We start from the raw sequence: 16,709 nt of genomic DNA, 5'->3' as shown, positions 1-16,709 counted from the left end.
GGGCTGCGATCGGGGCGAGCGGACGAGAAACGACTTTACCGGCGGGGAGCCACCCACCGGGCATGCGACTGGAGGACTACTGGGGGATCGGGCCGAAGACCCGGGATCTCCTGGCCGACGAACTGGGCGTCGAGCGGGCGGTCGAGGCCATCGAGACCGCCGACACTCGCGCGCTGGTCGCGGCCGGGCTCTCGCAGGGACGGGCGACGCGCATCCTCCGGCGGGCCCAGGGCGGCGAGGCGATGGACGTCCTCGCCACGCGGGACACCCGCGAGGTGTACAAGGAGATCCTCGACCTGGCCGGCGAGTACGCGCTGACCGAGGACGCCGCCAGTCGGATCCGTATCCTCACACCGCTGGGCTCCCGCGATGAGATGGCCGAGCGCATCGACCGGATCCTCGAAGCCCGCGAGGCCTGGACCGCCCTCGACGACGAGACCCGGGCGACTGTCGAGGCGGCCTTCGAAGAGGGCGCCGCGGGCGGCGAACTCGCGGCGGTCAGGACCGCGCTCGCGCTCGCCGAGGCGGGCGTCTCCGAGGGCGTCTTCGAACCGGTCGCCGAACTGGACGACGCGGTGCTGGACGACGCCGCGGCTGCACTCGCGGGCCTCAGCGGCGACGACGGCCGCATCGGCGGGGGGGCCGACGACCGACTCGACTCGCTGCGGGCGACGCTCGCGAGCGTCGAGGACATGGCCGCCACGCCCGAGAGCGTCGCCGAGGAAGTCCAGTCCGGCGCGCGCGGTGCCGACGACTTCCGGGAGACGCTCGTGCGCCACGTGACGAGCGAGACGGACGTGGACGTGGCGCGCGTCCGCGAGGCGATGCCGGGCGAGGCGACCGACGCGGGCGACTTCGTGGCCGAGACGTTGCGGGCGCTCGCGGGGGACCTGCGGACCGCCGTCGAAGAGCGCGAGGCCGAGGTGGCCGACCGGCTCGAAGACACGCTCGAATCGGCCCGCGGGGAGGTCGACGCGGCGGTCGCGGCCGTCGACGACGTGGCGCTGTACGTCTCGCTGGCGCGGTTCGCCGACGAGTTCGACCTCGGGCGGCCGACCTTCGTCGACCGCGAGACGGTCGCCGTCGAGAACGCGCGGAACCTCTCGCTGGTCGCGGGGGGCGTCCCGGTCCAGTCGGTCACCTACGGTATCGGCGACCACGACCTCGACGTGGAAGCGGCCTCGGCGCCGCCGCGGGACCACCGCGTCGCGGTGCTCACCGGTGCCAACAGCGGGGGGAAGACCACCCTGCTGGAGACGCTGTGTCAGGTGCAACTGCTCGCCCAGATGGGGCTGCCGGTCCCCGCGGACTCGGCCGAGGTCGGCGTGGTCGACGCCGTGGTCTTCCACCGCCGCCACGCCAGCTTCAACGCGGGCGTCCTGGAGTCGACGCTGCGCTCCGTCGTCCCGCCGCTGACCGACGAGGGTCGGACGCTGATGCTCGTCGACGAGTTCGAGGCGATCACCGAACCGGGCAGCGCCGCGGACCTGCTCCACGGGCTCGTCCGTCTGAGCGTCGACCGCAGCGCGCTGGGCGTGTTCGTCACCCACCTCGCCGACGACCTCGAACCGCTGCCGCCCGAAGCGCGCGTCGACGGCATCTTCGCAGAGGGGCTGACTCCCGACCTCGATCTGGAGGTCGACTACCAGCCCCGCTTCGAGACCGTCGGGCGGTCGACGCCGGAGTTCATCGTCTCCCGGCTGGTCGCCAACGCCGGCGACCGCGGCGAGCGCGCCGGTTTCGAGATGCTCGCCGAAGCCGTCGGGGAGGAGGCCGTCCAGCGGACCCTCTCGGACGCCCGCTGGTCGCCCTGACCGCGGGACTCGTTTTCAGACCGGGCCTGCAGTCAGAAACTCGCCGTCGGTCGGGTCGTCGTCGCTCTCGTCGGTCGACTCCTCGTCCGTCGATCGGTGCCGTGTCTCGTCGTCTCGCGACGCGTACTCGGGCGCGATGATGCACAACATGGCTCTCAGGCCCTCCGACGGGGATCGAACCCGCCGCTCCGGCCGGCCGCCGGTGTCACACCGCTGTGACCGCGGAGAGCGAATGGCCGGGACGACCCCGCCGCGGGGTCGCCGTCGGTAGTTACCGCCGTTCACGCCTCGGCCGCCTCGGCCACGAGGACGCTCGCCTCCATGATGCCGAAGCCGTCTTCGAGGGTCGCCCGGACCGCGTCGGGGTCGACCTCGTGGTCGGGGAGGACGACCCAGACCGTCGCCGTGACGCGGATGTCGGTCGCCCGCGGCGTCACGTCGGTCACGCCGGTGACCTCCGCCGTCTCGACGCCCGCCGCGTCGGCGACGACAGTCCGGACGCCGCTCTCGAGGTCCGCCATCGTGTCCCGGGGGACCCACAGGTCTATCTCCGCCGTCGCTTCCACCTGGGTGCTGGCATGGACTGCCATACGACGCCCGGCGCGAGTCGAACGCGCCGCCCCGCTGCCTCCGAGGGGCGTCCGGAGCGCGCAGCGATGCCTCTGCCCGGCAGAGCTGGCGCTGGTTCACCGCCGCGACCGTCCTCGAAGCCGGCGAGGCCGGCGCGTTGGCGTCACCGCGGGAGCGGCGGCCGGCCGAACGGGCGCGGGTCTGGGGGACTGAGCGAACCGTGACCGCGGCGTCGCGGGGACGGGGTCGCCCCGCGCTCGACCGACGGGACTTCCGAACCCGTCGTCGGGCGAGACGAACCCGTGGCCACGACGCCAGGGTCACAGGAAGAGCCGAGGTGGCTCGAATCGACGGCCGTCACCGGACTGGGAGCCCGGACGACCTGCGGACCTTCACGCGGCGATCGATTCGAGATTGCGGCCGACCCCGATGAACCGAACGCGCGCAGGAATCCGCTTGCCGGCGTCCACCGACCCGTCGGCGGACACGGCAGATCCGGCACCGCCGCAGACGAGGGCCTCGGCCCCCTGGCGTGCCGGATACGCGCTGAGTTCGGTCATCATCGGGATCACCGCTCACCTCGTGGGTGAAGCGTACTGCATACGTCTACACGGATTTATATTAAATTTTTTGCAGGTATACCAGAGGTTGACACGCGGACCTCTCGGGAGGGTCACATTTATCCCTCGGATGGGCGAATGAGACGGTATGCAGAAACGCATCAAACGCGTCCTGAGTCGCGCTCGCTACGCAGCTATCGGCGCCGCGGTCGGCGCCGGCATCGGTGGTCTCGTCGGTCGCAACGCCGCCAGCACCGGCGGCGCCCTCGGCGCCATCGTCGGCGCGACCATCGGCGAGAAGCGAGTCAGCGTCGACTCGTTCATCGACGACGTCAAGGAGAAACGGGCCGAACGCGACGAACTCGCCGCCGAGGAGTAACGCCCAACGGTACCGTCCGCGCCGGTGCGGTCGGCAGTCGGACCGAACTACACGGCTTCTTCGACGTGCGCGCGGGTGACGTGCCCGCCGCAGCCGCACTGTTCGACGTACTCGTAGACCACGGCGTCACCGTAGGCTTCCGCCAGCGCCTCGTAGAGGTACGTTTCGGGGTGGCCGTGGTCGCCGTGGGTGACGAGGTTGACGTGGTTGCCCGGCGCCGTGTGTTCGACGGCGTCTTTCGCCTGCGAGACGACCAGTTCGTGGTCCTCGCCGTGGTGCGGTTTCTCCAGGTTCGCCGACCAGGAGTTGTCGTGGACGCGCTCGGTCACCGGCTCCACGTCGTCGTGGCTGACGGACATACCGATCCGTACGAACCGCTCACGCCAAGCGCTGGCGCCGAACGTGTTCGGCCCGCGGTTGGCCCATCAGGCGACACCGGCGTCGTCGTCCTCGTCGTCGGCTTCTTCGGCGGGCTCAGACGCTTCGTCGGCGTCGCCGACCGACTCGGAGTCCCCCGTGGGCTCGTCTTTCGCCCGATCGTCGCTCTCGCCCTCGTCGGGTTCCTCGACGGTGTGCTCGCGGACCTGGACGCCCTTGCCGGCGAGATAGCGCATCTGCCGACGGGCGAACTCCTCCTCGCGGGCGCCCTGCGTGGCGAGGACGTACATGAGCGCGCGGCCGGCCGGACGCATCGTCCGGCCCGCGCGCTGGGTGCCCTGCCGGCGCGAGCCGCCGAGTCCCGACGCGACGATAGCCAGCGACGCGTCGGGCAGATCGATCCCCTCGTCGCCGACGCGGGAGACGACCAGCGTGTCCAGCGAGCCGTCGCGGAACTGTTCGAACCGCCGCGCCCGCTCGTGGTGGGGCGTGTCGCCGCTGATGAACGGCGCGTCGAGCGTCGCCGCCAGCGCCCGACCCTGGTCGAGGTAGTCGACGAATATCAGGGCTTTCTGCTCGGGGTGCTCCCGGAGGATGCGCCGCGTCTCCTCGACTTTCGCCGGGTTCGAGGCGGCGATCTGGCGGCGCTCGTGGCCCTCGCTGCCGACGTACTCGTTGCGGTGGTCGTCGTCGGTCCACGGGACGTAGCGGATCTCGACGGTCGGCTCGGCGACGAACCCCTCGTCGAACAGCGCGTCCCAGTCGGTGCCGATCGGCGGGCCGATCAGCGTGAAGATCTCCTCCTGGAGGTCGTCCTCCCGGACGGGCGAGGCCGAGAGGCCGAGTCGGTGCCGCGTCTGGAGGTTCGCGCTCCGGCGGTAGACGTCGCTGGGGACGTGCTGGACCTCGTCGTAGACGATCAGTCCCCACTCGCGGGAGTCGAACAGGTGTCGATGGCGGTCCATCCCCGCGGTCTGGTAGGTCGCGATCGTGATAGGTCGGACGTCTTTGGTCCCGCCGTGGTACTCCCCGACCTGGGACTCGTCGAGCGTCGTGTGCGCGAGCAGTTCGTCGCGCCACTGGCGGACGAGCTCGCGACTCGGGACGAGGATCAGGGTCTCGCCGCCGACGCGCTCGACGATGCCCATCGCAGCGACGGTCTTGCCGCTGCCCGGCGGGCCGACGAGCACGCCCGATTTGGTCTCCATGAACCGGGCCACCCAGTCGTGCTGGTACTCCCGTAGGTCGAGATTCAGGGTGAGATCCAGCGGTTCGCCCGAGTCCAGGTCCCGCTCGTCCTGGACGGGATAGCCCGCCTCGTAGAGGATCCGTTTGACCTCGGCGGTCGCCTCCTCGGCGACCCAGCTCTCGGTGTCCGAGATCGGCGCCCGGAGGTGGTCGTCGTCGAGTTTCTGCCTGGCGACGTTGCCCATCAGGTTCTCCGTGGCCGCTTCGAGGACGACGTAGCCGTCCTCGTGGGTCTTCAAGGTGAACCGGTGGGCCCGCTTCCACTGGTCGCCGATCCACTCCTCCAGGGTCGGATACCGCTGTGGGAGCACGTCCCGAACCGTCCCGAGCAGTCCCTCCAGATCCTCGTAGGGCGCCTGCCACACGTCCGAATCGTCTATCTCGTAGACGTAGCCCTGTTGGCCGTTGGTATCGACCAGCCGGGCGAACTGCGAGAGCTGGGCGCGCGTGAACTGCGCGGGCCGGTCGACGACGATCTGGCGGCGGTCGGGGAAGACGACGAACCGCTCGCGGTCGGCGTAGTCGGTCCACTCGGCCGGATACCACACCGTCGGGTCCTGGGACACGTCCCGGTTCACGACCGAGCCCTCCCGTTCGAGGTCGGCGAGCCACGTCTCGACGACATCGCGCGGTTCGTCGACGTGGCGCGCGACTTCCTCGGTCGTCAACACCGGGTTACCCGCCGCCTCGACCGCCTCGTGGAACCGGTCCAGCGACGGCTCCCCCTGGTCGTCTGTCACGCTCCCCGATTGGCGACGCCGCGACAAGGGGGTTTCGTCTGCCGCTCCGGCGCTCGGCGTCCAGATCCACTTCGAAACATCAGTGAAGATATATACATTCGCATCTGTATAATACGGATCCCGCCCGTATCGAGACCTCTGGGGGAGGAACGTGAATTTTGCCCCGAAAACGTCCCTTGGAGAGTTTCTGGACTAATACATGCCACAGAGCCGGCGGAACGACGAGGGGACAGATATTCGACTACCCTCGAAGGCATCTCGGTGGAACGGGCTCGTAACTCGATACAGTAGCGTATTCACAGTATACGCTGTGTCGGCCGGCCAAGGCGGAGAGAAGACGGAAGTCGTAAGAGAACGACGAATTATAAGATAAGTGTCGTAACGACCGGTTACGAGTAGGTGACGTTGAGTTCGAGGACGTTGGCGGTTTCGAGGACGCGCTTGGGGAGTTCCTCGCGGAAGCGGTGGTCCTCGAAGCGGTGGGAGGGACCGGAGACGGAGATAGCGCCGAGGACGCGGTCGTCGTTGCTGAGGACGGGCGCGGCGACGCAGCGGAGGCCCGACAGGCGTTCCTCGTCGTCGAACGCGACGCCGCGTTCGCGGATCTCGGCGAGGGTCTCGAACAGTTCGTCGCGGTCGGTGACGGTGCGGTCAGTGGTCTCGGGGAGGCCGTGGCGGTCGATGATCTCGTCGACGCGCTCCTCGGAGCAGTAGGCGAGGATCGCCTTGCCCAGCGCCGTGCTGTGGAGACAGACGCGGTTGCCGACGTGTTCTTTCACGCGGACGGCGTTCTCGCCGCGGGTCCGGTAGAGGTAGGTGCCCTTGCCGTGTTCCTCGACGAGCAGGTTGCAGAGCTCGCCTGTCTCGCCGGCCAGCCGGTCGAGTTCCGGCCGGGCGATCTCGAAGATCTGCGACTGGTTGCGGGCGTACGCGCCGTGTTCGAGAAAGCGGAGGCCGATGCGGTACTCGTCGTCGGCCTTGACGACGTAGGCCTCCTGTTCCAGCGTGCTCAGGTAGTTGTGGACCGTGCTCTTCGGAAGATCCAGGTGCGTCGACAGCTCCGTCACCCCAGCGCCCCCCAGCTCCTGAAGCCCACCGATGATCCGGAACGTGCGTTCGACCGATTTCACCGTGTTCCGCGCGGTCTGCGCCATACTCCGACTCAAGACACTGGCCCGTAATAACCGTTCCGCAATCGCAAACGTTCGTTCAGAAATTCACTCGGGACCGAGCCAATATTCGATCGGGTCGGTCGGCAGCTCAGACCGTCGTGACCGGGTTCGTCAGCGTCCCGATCTCCTCGATATCGATCTCGACGAGGTCGTCCTCGTGGAGCGTGAAGTCGCCTTCGGGAACCAGCGCCGTTCCGGTCATCAGAACGGTCAGGTCGGGGACGACGTTGTGCCGGGTGAGATAGGAGGACAGCTCCTCGCAGGTCCGGACCATCTCGCCGGTGTTGGTGGCGCCCTCGTAGACGACCTCGCCGTCGCGGTGGATCTGCATGGTCATCTCCAGGTCGTGCGGGTCGTCGACGTCGCTCGCGGAAGTGACGCCCGGGCCGAGCGCGGCGCAGCGGTCGTACACTTTCGCCTGCGGGAGATAGAGAGGGTTCTCGCCCTCGATCGAGCGGCTGGACATGTCGTTGCCAATGGTGAACCCGACGATCTCCCCCTGGTAGAGGACGACGGCGAGTTCGGGCTCGGGGGTGTCCCAGGTGGAGTCGCCGCGGATGCCGACCGACTCGTTCGGACCGACGGTCCGGCTCGGTGTCGCCTTGAAGAAGACCTCCGGGCGCTCGCTCTCGTAGACGTCGATGTACACGTCCGGCTTGTCGCTCTCCTCCTGGCGGGCCTCCTCGCTGATCTGGTAGGTGACGCCCGACGCCCACACTTCCGGCGGTTCGACAGGGAGCACGAGGTCGTCGTCGTCGAATTCGACCTCCTCGGCGTCGTCGAGGTAGGCCTCGGCGGCCTCGTCGAGGCCCTGGCGCGTCTCGTCGGCCGCGAGCAACTCGACGACCGTCGACGGGCCGTCGGGCGCGCTCGTCAGGTCGTAGGAGTCGTCTCCGTCGGATACTACCAGCCGCTCGTCGTCCCCGCGCGTCACTCGGAAGTATCTCATGCTACTGACTGTGATGGACAGCCAGTATTTAGTTTTGCCGGGCCGCGGTCGCGAGCGCAGATCGCGAGCCCGCGCGCACCTCGGCGGCGGCGACGGATCGGCTGCGGGACGCCCGCGACTCGGCGCGTCGGCCGCCCAGAACCGCCCGAGGCCGCGGCGAGGGGTACCGCCACCGCAAGAGTTTTTGAGCGTTCGAGAGAGGTGAACACACATGGACGTAGGTGTGCTGACCGTGGCACTCGGCGGCGAATCGCTCGACGACGCGTTCGCGTACCTGGCCGACCAGGGCGTCGACGCCGTCGAACTGGGCTGTGGCGGGTTCGTGGGCGACGACCACCTCCCGCGCGAGGAGTACCTCGACGACGAGGACGCACAGGCCGAACTGCAGGACAGCCTCGACGAACACGACCTGTACGTCTCGGCGCTGGCGACGCACAACAACCCGCTCCACCCCGACGAGGAGCGAGCGGAACGCGCCGACACCGAACTGCGCGAGGCCATCGAACTGGCCGACCAGCTCGGCGTCGACGCGGTGACGACGTTCTCGGGCCTGCCCGCCGGCAGTCCCGCGGGCGAGGTCCCCAACTGGATCACCGCGCCGTGGCCCAACGAACACCACGAGGCCCACGAGTACCAGTGGGAGGTCGCAGAGGAGTACTGGTCGGACCTGGCCGAACACGCCGCCGACCACGACGTGTACGTCGGCATCGAGATGCACCCGAACATGCTGGTGTACGAGCCGACGGGGATGCTCGAACTGCGCGAGCGCACGAACGAGTACATCGGCGCCAACTTCGACCCCTCCCACCTGTTCTGGCAGGGCATCGACATCACCGAGGCCATCCGTTTCCTCGGCGAGGAGGACGCCATCCACCACTTCCACGCCAAGGACACGAAGGTGTACGAGTCCAACAGCCGCGTGAAGGGCGTGCTCGACACCGAACCCTACACGGAGGAACCGGACCGATCGTGGCTGTTCCGCTCCATCGGCTACGGGCACGGCGAGGAGTTCTGGAAGGACGTGGTGTCGACGCTGCGGATGATCGACTACGACGGCGCCCTCTCCATCGAGCACGAGGACTCGCTGACCTCGCCGAACGAGGGGCTAGAGAAGGCCATCGACGTGCTCCAGCGTTCCGTCTTCGAGACCACCCCCGGCGACGCCTACTGGGCCTGAACCATGAGCGAGGAACCACTCTCCGTCGGCGTGCTCGGCTATCGCTTCATGGGCAAGGCTCACGCGAACGCGCTCGCCCGGCTCCCGATGTTCTTCCCGGAGGCGCCCGCAGTCGAGCGTGAGGTTATCGTCGGGCGCGACGAGGAGGCGCTCGCCGACGCGGCCGACCAGCTGGGTTTCGAGCGCTACGCGACCGACTGGGCGGACGTGGTCGACGAGGTCGACGTGTTCTACAACCTCGGCCCGAACAACGTCCACGCCGACCCCTCGATCGCCGCGCTGGAGGCCGACACCCACGTCTTCTGCGAGAAGCCGCTCGCGCACACGCTCGACGACGCCGAGCGGATGCGCGACGCCGCCCGCGACTCAGCGGCGACCGCTGGCATCGCGTTCAACTACCGGTTCATCCCCGCGATCCGGTACGCGAAGAGCCTCATCGACGCGGGCGAACTCGGCGAGATCCACCACGTCCGCGGGCGATACCTGCAGGACTGGCTGGTCGACCCCGAGGCGCCGTGGAGCTGGCGCAACTCCGAGGAGCTGGCGGGCTCGGGCGCGCTCGGCGACCTCGGCGCCCACACCATCGACCTGGCGCGATTCCTCGTCGGCGACCGGGCGGGCGACATCTCGCGGCTCTCGGGCCACCTCCAGACGTTCGTCGACGAGCGTCCGGTGCCGGGCGGCGACGAGGGCTCGCTCGAAGGCGGAGGTGGCGAATCGACGGAGATGCGCGAGGTGACCGTCGACGACGCCTACACCGCCCAGGCGGAGTTCGAGAGCGGCGCGGTGGCGACCTTCGAGGCCTCCCGGTTCGCCAACGGCCGCAAGAACGACCACACGATCGCGATCGAGGGGTCGAAAGGCAGCCTCTCGTTCTCGCTCGAACGGCTCAACGAGCTGGAACTGCTCACCGAGGGCGATCGGGGCTTCCAGACGATCAACGTCACCGCTCCCGACGACCCCTACATCGACCACTGGTGGCCCGAGGGCCACGTCATCGGCTGGGAGCACACCTTCGTCCACGAGAACTACGAGTTCCTCTCGGCGGCCGCCGCCGGCGAAGACCACAGCCCCTCCTTCGAGGACGGCTACCGCGTTCAGGAACTCCTCGCCGCCATCGAGCAGTCCGACGACGCCGGCGAGTGGGTCGACGTGTAGAGCCGGTCCGACTACCGCTCGACCGCCGCTCGGTTCCGTTCTCCGCTGTTCGAGTACTGTTCTGTTTCTATAGAGCTATTTTTGTCGACGCATCTGTCGTATTCGGTCTCAATGCGGGCTGTTCGAGCTTGATTCGTTCGATCGCGGAGGATACTCGGGCAGAACGGTGAATCGATCCTCGGGAACGATCGCTCGATCCACGGCGGATTACATGATTACGAGCGTAATATTAGAAACTCGGTACCGAGTAAATATTTCATGCAGAACGTCGTTCGAACCTCGGAAACGGGAGGTGCGACGGAAGGCCGGTTCGGGTCGACGGGTCAGTCGTCGGCGAGGCGGTCGCGGAGGACGCGGTAGGCCTCCTTGGGCCGGCGGTACTCGTCGACGATGCCCTTGTTGTTGTGCGTCCGCGGTCTGGTCATCGCCGCCTCGGGGTCGGTGAGCGTGTCGCAGAACTGCCAGACGGTGAAGCCGGCGACATCGTCGCGCTCGCGGAACAGGTCGACGCAGTCGGCGAGGAGGTCGGCCTGGTAGGACTCGGACCACTTGCGACCCTCGTGGGTGCGCTCGCCCGGGACGGCGCCGGCGCCGAACTCCGTGACGACGATCGGTTTCTCGCCGTACTCCTCGGCGATCCCGTCGAGGAACTCGTCCCAGTCGCCGTCGCGGTACCAGCCCCAGTAGGCGTTGACCGACAGGAAGTCGCAAACGTCGAAGACGCCGTCGGTCCCGCCCTCGAAGTCGGTGTTCGAGGCGGCGGTGATCAGCCGGGAGTCGTCGACCCCGTCGGCGGCCCACTTCAGCTGGCGGGTGCCGTCGACGACGGTCGGGTGCTCGTTCGCGCACTCGTTCGAGAGGCTCCAGGCGAATATCGACGGGTGGTGGCGGTCGCGTTCGATCATCTCTACGAGCGTGCGCTGGGCGCGCTCCTGACTGGACACCATCGTCGACTCGTCGACCTGCCACATCGGGATCTCCTCGATCACGAGGAGGCCCTCCTCGTCGCACAGGTCGAGAAAGCGCGGATGGTTCGGGTAGTGCGAGCACCTGACGGCGTCACAGCCCGCGCGCTGGACGATATCGAGGTCCCGCTCCTGGATCCGCAGCGGCTGGGCGGAGCCCCACTCCGGGTGGTCCTCGTGGCGGTTGACGCCCGCGATATCGACGGGCTCGCCGTTGATCAGGATCTCGCGGCCGGCGGTCGAGACGGTGCGGAACCCGATCCGGTCGCGCAGGTCGTCGGCGAAGGCGTCGCCCTCGCGTTCCTCGGCCTGCTCGCCGTGCAGTCGCGCCGTCACGTCGTAGAGCGTCGGGTCGTCGGGGCTCCAGCGGTCCACGTCCTCGATGTCGAGACCGAGCGTGGCCGTGGCGGCGTCCATCCCGTCCACCGTGACGGAGTCGGTGACCGACGCGTCGCCGACGGAGACGGTCAGGTCGGGTTCGGCGGGGCGCGCGCCGACGTTGTGCAGCGTCACCTCCGCTCGGACCGTCGCTTCGTCGCCGTAGAGGTCGTACTCGACGGCCAGGTCCCGGACGTACACGTCCGGGACAGTCTCGACGACGACCTCGCGGTGGATGCCGCCGTGGGGGAACCAGTCGGCGTCGTCGTGGGGGAGCGTCGCCTCCCCTCGGGTGTTGTCCGCGCGGACGACGAGTTCGTGTTCCCCCGCGTCGAGGTGGCGGGCGAGCGCGGTGAACGGCGTGTACGACCCCTCGTGACTCGCCACCTCCTCGCCGTCGAGGTAGACCGTCGCGTCGCGGGCGATCCCGTGGAAGGTGAACAGGAGCGACTCCTCGTCGGTCTCGAAGGTCCGCCGATACCACGCCGGCCCGACGTAGTCGGCGTACTCGGTGTGCGCGTTCCAGGAACTCGGGACGGACAGCCGGTCGGCCTCCTCCGCGGGGAACGACTCGTGATAGTCGGCCTCGTACCCCTCGTTCTCGGGGTCGGTGAGGAACTCCCACGCCCCGTTCAGGACCCGCTGGCGGCGTTCCGTCGTCGTCTCGAACGTCCGGTGCATGGCTGTCACTCGGTCGCCGACGGCGAATAAACGTTGCTACCCCGTCGGCCCAAACGTTACGTCCGGCTGTCACGACGATCCGCCATCGATGGCTTGCGACCCTCACGACGGGAACGAGACGGACAGGACCGGTGGCCCCGGCGACGGGTCGGTCCGGTACCGGTTCGACGACCGGTTGACCTACTGGTCGGGGCGTGATAGCCGAGTCGAAGGGCGACTTCTTTCGGAAGCGGGCCCCCGACGACATCGAGCAGCTGACCGCCTGGCCCAACCCCGCCGGCGGCGGGCGCCAGCTCACGTTCAACTGCGCGAACGACCACCTCCGGCGGCTGTGGGTGCGCCGCGCCAGCGGCGGAATCCGAGCGCGTCGAACGCCAGTTCTATGCACCCGCGCCCCAGAGAGCGCGTATGGAACTCGAACCGGTCGACGGGGCGGTGTTCATCTACACCTTCGGGGTGATGTTCAGTGCCCTCTGGCTCTCCCAGCCCGGGTCACCGCCGCTGAACCTCTTCGTCTTCGGGCTGTTCGGCGTCGTCTCGGCGGGGTGGACCGTCTACTTCAAGTGGCAGATCGCGCCGCAGTTCCTCCCGGACGAGGACGAGGAAGAGGAGGAACCGGAGACGCCGCGGCCGCCGACCGCCGAGGAGTAACGGCGGGATCAGCGGTCGCGGCGGAGCGACTTTCCTCGATCGCCCGTCAGTGAACCGTCCGCTCGTCGGAGGTGTCGATGTCCTCGCGGGGCTCGGTGTTGCCGCCGCTGGATGTGGCGCGGTCGTCGCTGGGCGCCGCCCACTCGACGGCGTTGGCGAGGACGCCCTGTATCTGCTCGTCGTGATAGATTGGGTAGGTCTCGTGACCCGGCCGGAAGTAGAAGACGCGGCCGCTGCCGCGCCGGTAGGTACAGCCCGAGCGGAACACCTCGCCGCCCTCGAACCAGGAGTTGAACACGAGCGTCTCGGGCTGGGGCACGTCGAAGCGTTCGCCGTACATCTCCGCCTCGTCGAGTTCGATGCAGTCGTCGATCCCGTCGGCGATCGGGTGGCTCGGCTCGATGACCCACAGCCGCTCGCGCTCGGCGGCCTCGCGCCACTTCAGCGAGCAACTGGTGCCCATCAGTCGCTTGAACACCTTCGAGAAGTGCGCCGAGTGGAGGACGATCAGGCCCATCCCGTCGCGGACGGCCTCGACGACCCGCTCGGCGACCTCGTCGGAGACCTCGTCGTGGGCGGCGTGGCCCCACCAGGTCAGCACGTCGGTCTCGGCGAGGGTGTCCTCGGTGAGGCCGTGTTCGGGCTCCTGGAGCGTCGCCGTCTCGGTGTCGAACCCGCGCTCGGCGAGCGCGTCGGCGATGGCGCCGTGGATGCCGTCGGGGTAGACCTCGGCGACCGTCTCCGACTCCTGCTCGTGGACGAATTCGTTCCAGACCGTGACGCGCGTGTCGGGCATGTTCGATCGCTCGCCGCCCGCACGCATGCGCGTTCGGGTTCCGGAGAGACTGTTCGGGGACGGGCGACTTATCGGGCGGGCGTCGGCGCTCGCCCCGTGGGCGGTCGCCCGAGCGGCCGCCCGACGACGCGACGGCCGGAACCGGAGAGTTACCCGACCAACCGCGCGCTTTTTGCCGGCGGTCGGCAACGGCCGGCAACGAATGACCGAGTTCGAATCCGGGTCCGAGCGCCCCGCCGAGCGGGTACACGTCGACCAGGTCGGATACCTCCCGTCGGCGCCGAAACGAGCGGTCGTCGTCGAGCCCGAGCGGTCCGCCGTCGAGCCCGAGCGGTTCGCCGTCCGCGAGCGCGGTGACGGGCGGGTCGCCGTCGCCGGCGACTGCTCGGAGCCGGTCGACGACACGAACGCGGGCGAGACGGTCCGTCGCGCCGACTTCTCGGCGCTCTCCGATCCGGGGGAGTACCGCGTCGCGGTCGGCCGGGGCGAGACGGCCGACGGCGGCCTCCGGGAGACCGCGGCGGAGTCCGTCCCTTTCCGCGTCGGCGCGGACGTGTACGACGGGACGCTCGTCGACGCCGTCCGGCTCTACACGTTGAAGCGCTCGAACACCGCCATCGACGACCCCGTTACGGGGTTGGACGTGCCGGCCGGCCACGCGGGGGACGCCGAGGCCCGGACGTACTTCGGCGACGAGTGTCGCGACGAAGGGGAGCCGCTCGACGTATCCGGCGGCTGGTACGACGCCGGCGACTACGGGAAGTACGTCCCGCCGGCCGCGGTGACGGTGGGTCAGATGCTCTTGGCCTACGAGCGCTACCCGTCGGCGTTCGAAGCCGGACAGTGCGACCTGCCGGTCGAACGGTCGGGGATCGAGCGGTCGCCGGCCGACGGCGACGGTGCGGGCGAGAGCGAACCCGACCTGCCCGACCTGCTCGTCGAGGCGAAGTTCGAACTCGAATGGCTCGAACGGATGCAACGGGCGGACGGAGCCGTCTACCACAAGGTCGCCGCCCGCGAGTGGCCCGCGATCGACGAGGCGCCGACCGACGACGACCGCGAGCGGTTCGTCTACGGGCTGTCGACGTTCGGCACCGCCGGGTACGCGGCCGCGATGGCGATGGCCGCGCGAGTATACGCCGACGACGCACCCGGATTCGCCGACCGCGCGCTCGAAAACGCCCGTGCAGCCCACGACTACCTCGAGGCCAACCCCGAGCCCGAGTTCCGCTTCGACGCGGGCCAGGACGACGGCTCGGGTCCCTACCGGAAGGACACCGACCGCGAGGAGCGCTTCTGGGCGACCGCCGAGTTGCTGAAGACCACCGGGGACACCCGATACGCCGACTATCTGGAGGTCCGGTTCGTCGACCTGTTCGACGCCGCCCCTCGGGCACCGGTCTGGACCGACACGCTCTCGCTGGGTCAGTGGGCCTACCTGAGCGCGGACGCGGCCGACGACGCCCGCGCCGACCGCCTGGAATCGGCGTTCCTCGACTACGCCGACGACCTCGTCGCGGCGGTCGAGGCCGACGGGTACCGCTGTGCGCTCGACGCCGAGGACTACCACTGGGCGTCGACCAAGTTGGCGCTCTCGAAGGGGAGCATGCTCCTGCTCGCGAACGCGATCGATCCGGACGAGCGCTACGTCGCCGGCGCGCTCGACCAGTTGCACTACGCCCTCGGGCGGACGCCGACCGGCTACAGCTACGTGACCGGCCAGGGGACCCACCCGCCGCGCAACCCCCACGACCGACTCGTCGAGGGAACCGGGGCAAATATTCCAGGGATGGTCGTCAGCGGCGCCAACCGCAACGGCGACGACGAACGGCTCGCCGAGTTCATCGAGCGGACGGACGCGCCGCCCGCGAAGTGCTACGTCGACGAGACCGAGTCGTACTCGGCCAACGAGTGGGCCATCGACTACACCGCGCCGATCTTCCTCCCGCTCGGCCACGCCGCCACGATGGACGACGCCTGAGGCAGTGCTCCCGGCGGCGCTATCGGAGTTCGCGCGCGACCTCGTCGCCGAACAGCTCGATCCCGCGCGTGCTCGGGAAGTCCGGGAAGATGAGCTGCAGTTTCCCGAAGCCAAGCTCGCGGACGGATTCGATCTGCTCCGCGACCTCGGCGGGCGTCCCGATCAGGAAGTCGCCCTTCTCGCGGGCCTCCTCCGGGGTGCTCAGCTGGTCGTCCACATCCTCCTCCTCGCCCCACGGCAGCGGGAATATCTCCTCACACAGCCGGTCGAGCTCGTCGGGGTCCTCGCGGACGATACAGTGGGCGAGCCACGACCGCTCGACCTCGTCGGGGTCCCGTCCCGCCTCCTCGAGGTACTCGTCGAACTTGCGGGCCTTGAACTCGATCGGCTTGCCACGGGCTCGTCCGGAGATCTCGACGTTCCACTCGTCGGCGTGGCGGGCCGCGAGCCTGAGCATCCGCGGTCCCGCACCGCCGACGACGATCGGCGGATGGGGGTCCTGCAGCGGTTTCGGCTCGTTGAACGCGTCGTCGATCTCGTAGTGGTCGCCCGAGAAGTCGGGCTCGGCCTCGGTGAACATCGCCTTGATCACCTGTATTCCCTCGTCGAGCATGTCGATGCGCTGGTTCACGGGCGGGAACTCGTAGCCGTAGGCCTCGTGTTCCTCGCGGTGCCAGCCGCAGCCGAGACCCAGGCGGACGCGGCCGTCCGAGAGGTGGTCGACGGTCGTCGCCATCTTCGCCAGCAGCGCCGGACTCCGGTAGGTGATCGAGCCGACGAGCGGCCCGATATCCACGCCGGTTCCGTGGGTTCGTTCGGCGATGGCCGACAGGAGCGTCCACACCTCGAACTCCTCGTGGTTCGGGCCGAGCAGGAAGTGGTCCGGCGCCCACAGCCCGTCCAGTCCCGCGTCGACGGCGGCGTCGACGCCCGCCATCACCGTGTCGCGGTCGACGTGTTCGAGGAGAGGGGTGTCTCTGTGGACCCCCGCCCCCGCGTAGCAGCCGACCATCCAGTCGAATTGCATAGCGGACGGGCGGGCGGGAGCGACTTGAGTGTCGGGGTAGATACGGTGTGCAACGAAGTCGAATGAACGCGATCGAACTCGAGAA

16 protein-coding genes are annotated in these 16,709 nt (G+C 68.9%); 6 read left to right on the top strand and 10 right to left on the bottom strand.

The annotated features are described in order from the left end of the window. The first annotated feature begins 62 nt into the window (after positions 1–62). Positions 63–1,814 carry a MutS-related protein gene (locus tag HZS55_RS16740; RefSeq protein ID WP_179908714.1) on the top strand — a complete coding sequence of 584 codons (1,752 nt, stop codon included), beginning with the start codon at positions 63–65 and terminating at the stop codon, positions 1,812–1,814. 15 nt (positions 1,815–1,829) lie between these two features. Here the strand turns inward: HZS55_RS16740 and HZS55_RS22860 are convergent, their stop codons facing one another. The 3 genes from HZS55_RS22860 to HZS55_RS16730 form a co-directional block, all read right to left on the bottom strand. Continuing rightward, positions 1,830–1,964: a hypothetical protein gene (locus tag HZS55_RS22860; protein ID WP_281372734.1), complete on the bottom strand. Its 135-nt coding sequence runs from the start codon at positions 1,962–1,964 to the stop codon at positions 1,830–1,832. A gap of 131 nt (positions 1,965–2,095) precedes the next feature. After that, positions 2,096–2,404, bottom strand: a complete 309-nt coding sequence (locus HZS55_RS16735) for a hypothetical protein (protein WP_179908713.1) — start codon at positions 2,402–2,404, stop codon at positions 2,096–2,098. Between the two features lie 372 nt (positions 2,405–2,776). After that, complete coding sequence (locus HZS55_RS16730) at positions 2,777–2,947, bottom strand: hypothetical protein (protein ID WP_179908712.1); 171 nt, start codon at positions 2,945–2,947, stop codon at positions 2,777–2,779. Between the two features lie 145 nt (positions 2,948–3,092). Here HZS55_RS16730 and HZS55_RS16725 point away from each other — a divergent pair, with 145 nt between their 5' ends. After that, on the top strand, positions 3,093–3,323 hold the full coding sequence (locus HZS55_RS16725; protein ID WP_179908711.1) for a hypothetical protein: 231 nt from the start codon (positions 3,093–3,095) through the stop codon (positions 3,321–3,323). Between the two features lie 47 nt (positions 3,324–3,370). On the opposite strand, the gene HZS55_RS16720 is transcribed toward HZS55_RS16725, so the two are convergent. The 4 genes from HZS55_RS16720 to HZS55_RS16705 all read right to left on the bottom strand — a co-directional run bounded on the left by HZS55_RS16720 (position 3,371) and on the right by HZS55_RS16705 (position 7,810). Beyond that, entirely contained in the window at positions 3,371–3,682 is a 312-nt protein-coding gene (locus HZS55_RS16720) for a CGCGG family putative rSAM-modified RiPP protein (protein ID WP_179908710.1), read from the bottom strand. A gap of 66 nt (positions 3,683–3,748) precedes the next feature. Continuing rightward, the gene (locus tag HZS55_RS16715; RefSeq protein ID WP_394353539.1) at positions 3,749–5,716 is read right to left on the bottom strand and encodes a DEAD/DEAH box helicase; all 1,968 of its coding nucleotides are present in this window, start codon (positions 5,714–5,716) and stop codon (positions 3,749–3,751) included. Between the two features lie 362 nt (positions 5,717–6,078). Beyond that, a complete protein-coding gene (locus tag HZS55_RS16710; RefSeq protein ID WP_179908708.1) occupies positions 6,079–6,843 on the bottom strand; it encodes an IclR family transcriptional regulator in 765 nt (254 codons plus the stop codon). 106 nt (positions 6,844–6,949) lie between these two features. After that, positions 6,950–7,810: a fumarylacetoacetate hydrolase family protein gene (locus HZS55_RS16705; RefSeq protein ID WP_179908707.1), complete on the bottom strand. Its 861-nt coding sequence runs from the start codon at positions 7,808–7,810 to the stop codon at positions 6,950–6,952. A gap of 211 nt (positions 7,811–8,021) precedes the next feature. Between HZS55_RS16705 and HZS55_RS16700 the strand changes: the two genes are divergently transcribed. Together HZS55_RS16700 and HZS55_RS16695 are read left to right on the top strand one after the other, a co-directional pair. Beyond that, complete coding sequence (locus HZS55_RS16700; protein ID WP_179908706.1) at positions 8,022–8,987, top strand: sugar phosphate isomerase/epimerase family protein; 966 nt, start codon at positions 8,022–8,024, stop codon at positions 8,985–8,987. A gap of 3 nt (positions 8,988–8,990) precedes the next feature. Continuing rightward, positions 8,991–10,145, top strand: a complete 1,155-nt coding sequence (locus tag HZS55_RS16695; RefSeq protein ID WP_179908705.1) for a Gfo/Idh/MocA family protein — start codon at positions 8,991–8,993, stop codon at positions 10,143–10,145. A gap of 323 nt (positions 10,146–10,468) precedes the next feature. Here the strand turns inward: HZS55_RS16695 and HZS55_RS16690 are convergent, their stop codons facing one another. Next, on the bottom strand, positions 10,469–12,169 hold the full coding sequence (locus tag HZS55_RS16690) for a glycoside hydrolase family 2 protein (protein ID WP_179908704.1): 1,701 nt from the start codon (positions 12,167–12,169) through the stop codon (positions 10,469–10,471). Positions 12,170–12,577: 408 nt separating this feature from the next. On the opposite strand from HZS55_RS16690, the gene HZS55_RS16685 reads away from it, so the two are divergent. Next, positions 12,578–12,820, top strand: coding sequence for a hypothetical protein (locus tag HZS55_RS16685; RefSeq protein ID WP_179908703.1), 243 nt, complete (start codon positions 12,578–12,580; stop codon positions 12,818–12,820). Between the two features lie 46 nt (positions 12,821–12,866). Here the strand turns inward: HZS55_RS16685 and HZS55_RS16680 are convergent, their stop codons facing one another. Next, entirely contained in the window at positions 12,867–13,616 is a 750-nt protein-coding gene (locus tag HZS55_RS16680) for a ThuA domain-containing protein (RefSeq protein ID WP_179908702.1), read from the bottom strand. 202 nt (positions 13,617–13,818) lie between these two features. On the opposite strand from HZS55_RS16680, the gene HZS55_RS16675 reads away from it, so the two are divergent. Beyond that, complete coding sequence (locus HZS55_RS16675) at positions 13,819–15,597, top strand: glycoside hydrolase family 9 protein (RefSeq protein WP_179908701.1); 1,779 nt, start codon at positions 13,819–13,821, stop codon at positions 15,595–15,597. Between the two features lie 19 nt (positions 15,598–15,616). Here the strand turns inward: HZS55_RS16675 and HZS55_RS16670 are convergent, their stop codons facing one another. Further along, entirely contained in the window at positions 15,617–16,624 is a 1,008-nt protein-coding gene (locus tag HZS55_RS16670; RefSeq protein WP_179908700.1) for an LLM class flavin-dependent oxidoreductase, read from the bottom strand. Positions 16,625–16,709: the final 85 nt, after the last annotated feature.

Origin of the sequence: Halosimplex rubrum (assembly GCF_013415885.1) — an archaeon.
Taxonomy (GTDB): Archaea; Halobacteriota; Halobacteria; order Halobacteriales; family Haloarculaceae; genus Halosimplex; species Halosimplex rubrum.
Note: the sequence above shows the minus strand (reverse complement) of the source record. Positions and strands in the feature narration are given on the sequence as shown.

Excerpts from the sequence above, each read along its gene's own strand:
- HZS55_RS16740 (WP_179908714.1), top strand. The coding sequence starts at position 63 with ATGCGACTGGAGGACTACTGGGGGATCGGGCCGAAGACCCGGGATCTC.
- HZS55_RS22860 (WP_281372734.1), bottom strand. The coding sequence starts at position 1,964 with ATGTTGTGCATCATCGCGCCCGAGTACGCGTCGCGAGACGACGAGACA.
- HZS55_RS16735 (WP_179908713.1), bottom strand. The coding sequence starts at position 2,404 with ATGGCAGTCCATGCCAGCACCCAGGTGGAAGCGACGGCGGAGATAGAC.
- HZS55_RS16730 (WP_179908712.1), bottom strand. The coding sequence starts at position 2,947 with ATGATGACCGAACTCAGCGCGTATCCGGCACGCCAGGGGGCCGAGGCC.
- HZS55_RS16725 (WP_179908711.1), top strand. The coding sequence starts at position 3,093 with ATGCAGAAACGCATCAAACGCGTCCTGAGTCGCGCTCGCTACGCAGCT.
- HZS55_RS16720 (WP_179908710.1), bottom strand. The coding sequence starts at position 3,682 with ATGTCCGTCAGCCACGACGACGTGGAGCCGGTGACCGAGCGCGTCCAC.
- HZS55_RS16710 (WP_179908708.1), bottom strand. The coding sequence starts at position 6,843 with ATGGCGCAGACCGCGCGGAACACGGTGAAATCGGTCGAACGCACGTTC.
- HZS55_RS16705 (WP_179908707.1), bottom strand. The coding sequence starts at position 7,810 with ATGAGATACTTCCGAGTGACGCGCGGGGACGACGAGCGGCTGGTAGTA.
- HZS55_RS16700 (WP_179908706.1), top strand. The coding sequence starts at position 8,022 with ATGGACGTAGGTGTGCTGACCGTGGCACTCGGCGGCGAATCGCTCGAC.
- HZS55_RS16695 (WP_179908705.1), top strand. The coding sequence starts at position 8,991 with ATGAGCGAGGAACCACTCTCCGTCGGCGTGCTCGGCTATCGCTTCATG.
- HZS55_RS16690 (WP_179908704.1), bottom strand. The coding sequence starts at position 12,169 with ATGCACCGGACGTTCGAGACGACGACGGAACGCCGCCAGCGGGTCCTG.
- HZS55_RS16685 (WP_179908703.1), top strand. The coding sequence starts at position 12,578 with ATGGAACTCGAACCGGTCGACGGGGCGGTGTTCATCTACACCTTCGGG.
- HZS55_RS16680 (WP_179908702.1), bottom strand. The coding sequence starts at position 13,616 with ATGCCCGACACGCGCGTCACGGTCTGGAACGAATTCGTCCACGAGCAG.
- HZS55_RS16675 (WP_179908701.1), top strand. The coding sequence starts at position 13,819 with ATGACCGAGTTCGAATCCGGGTCCGAGCGCCCCGCCGAGCGGGTACAC.
- HZS55_RS16670 (WP_179908700.1), bottom strand. The coding sequence starts at position 16,624 with ATGCAATTCGACTGGATGGTCGGCTGCTACGCGGGGGCGGGGGTCCAC.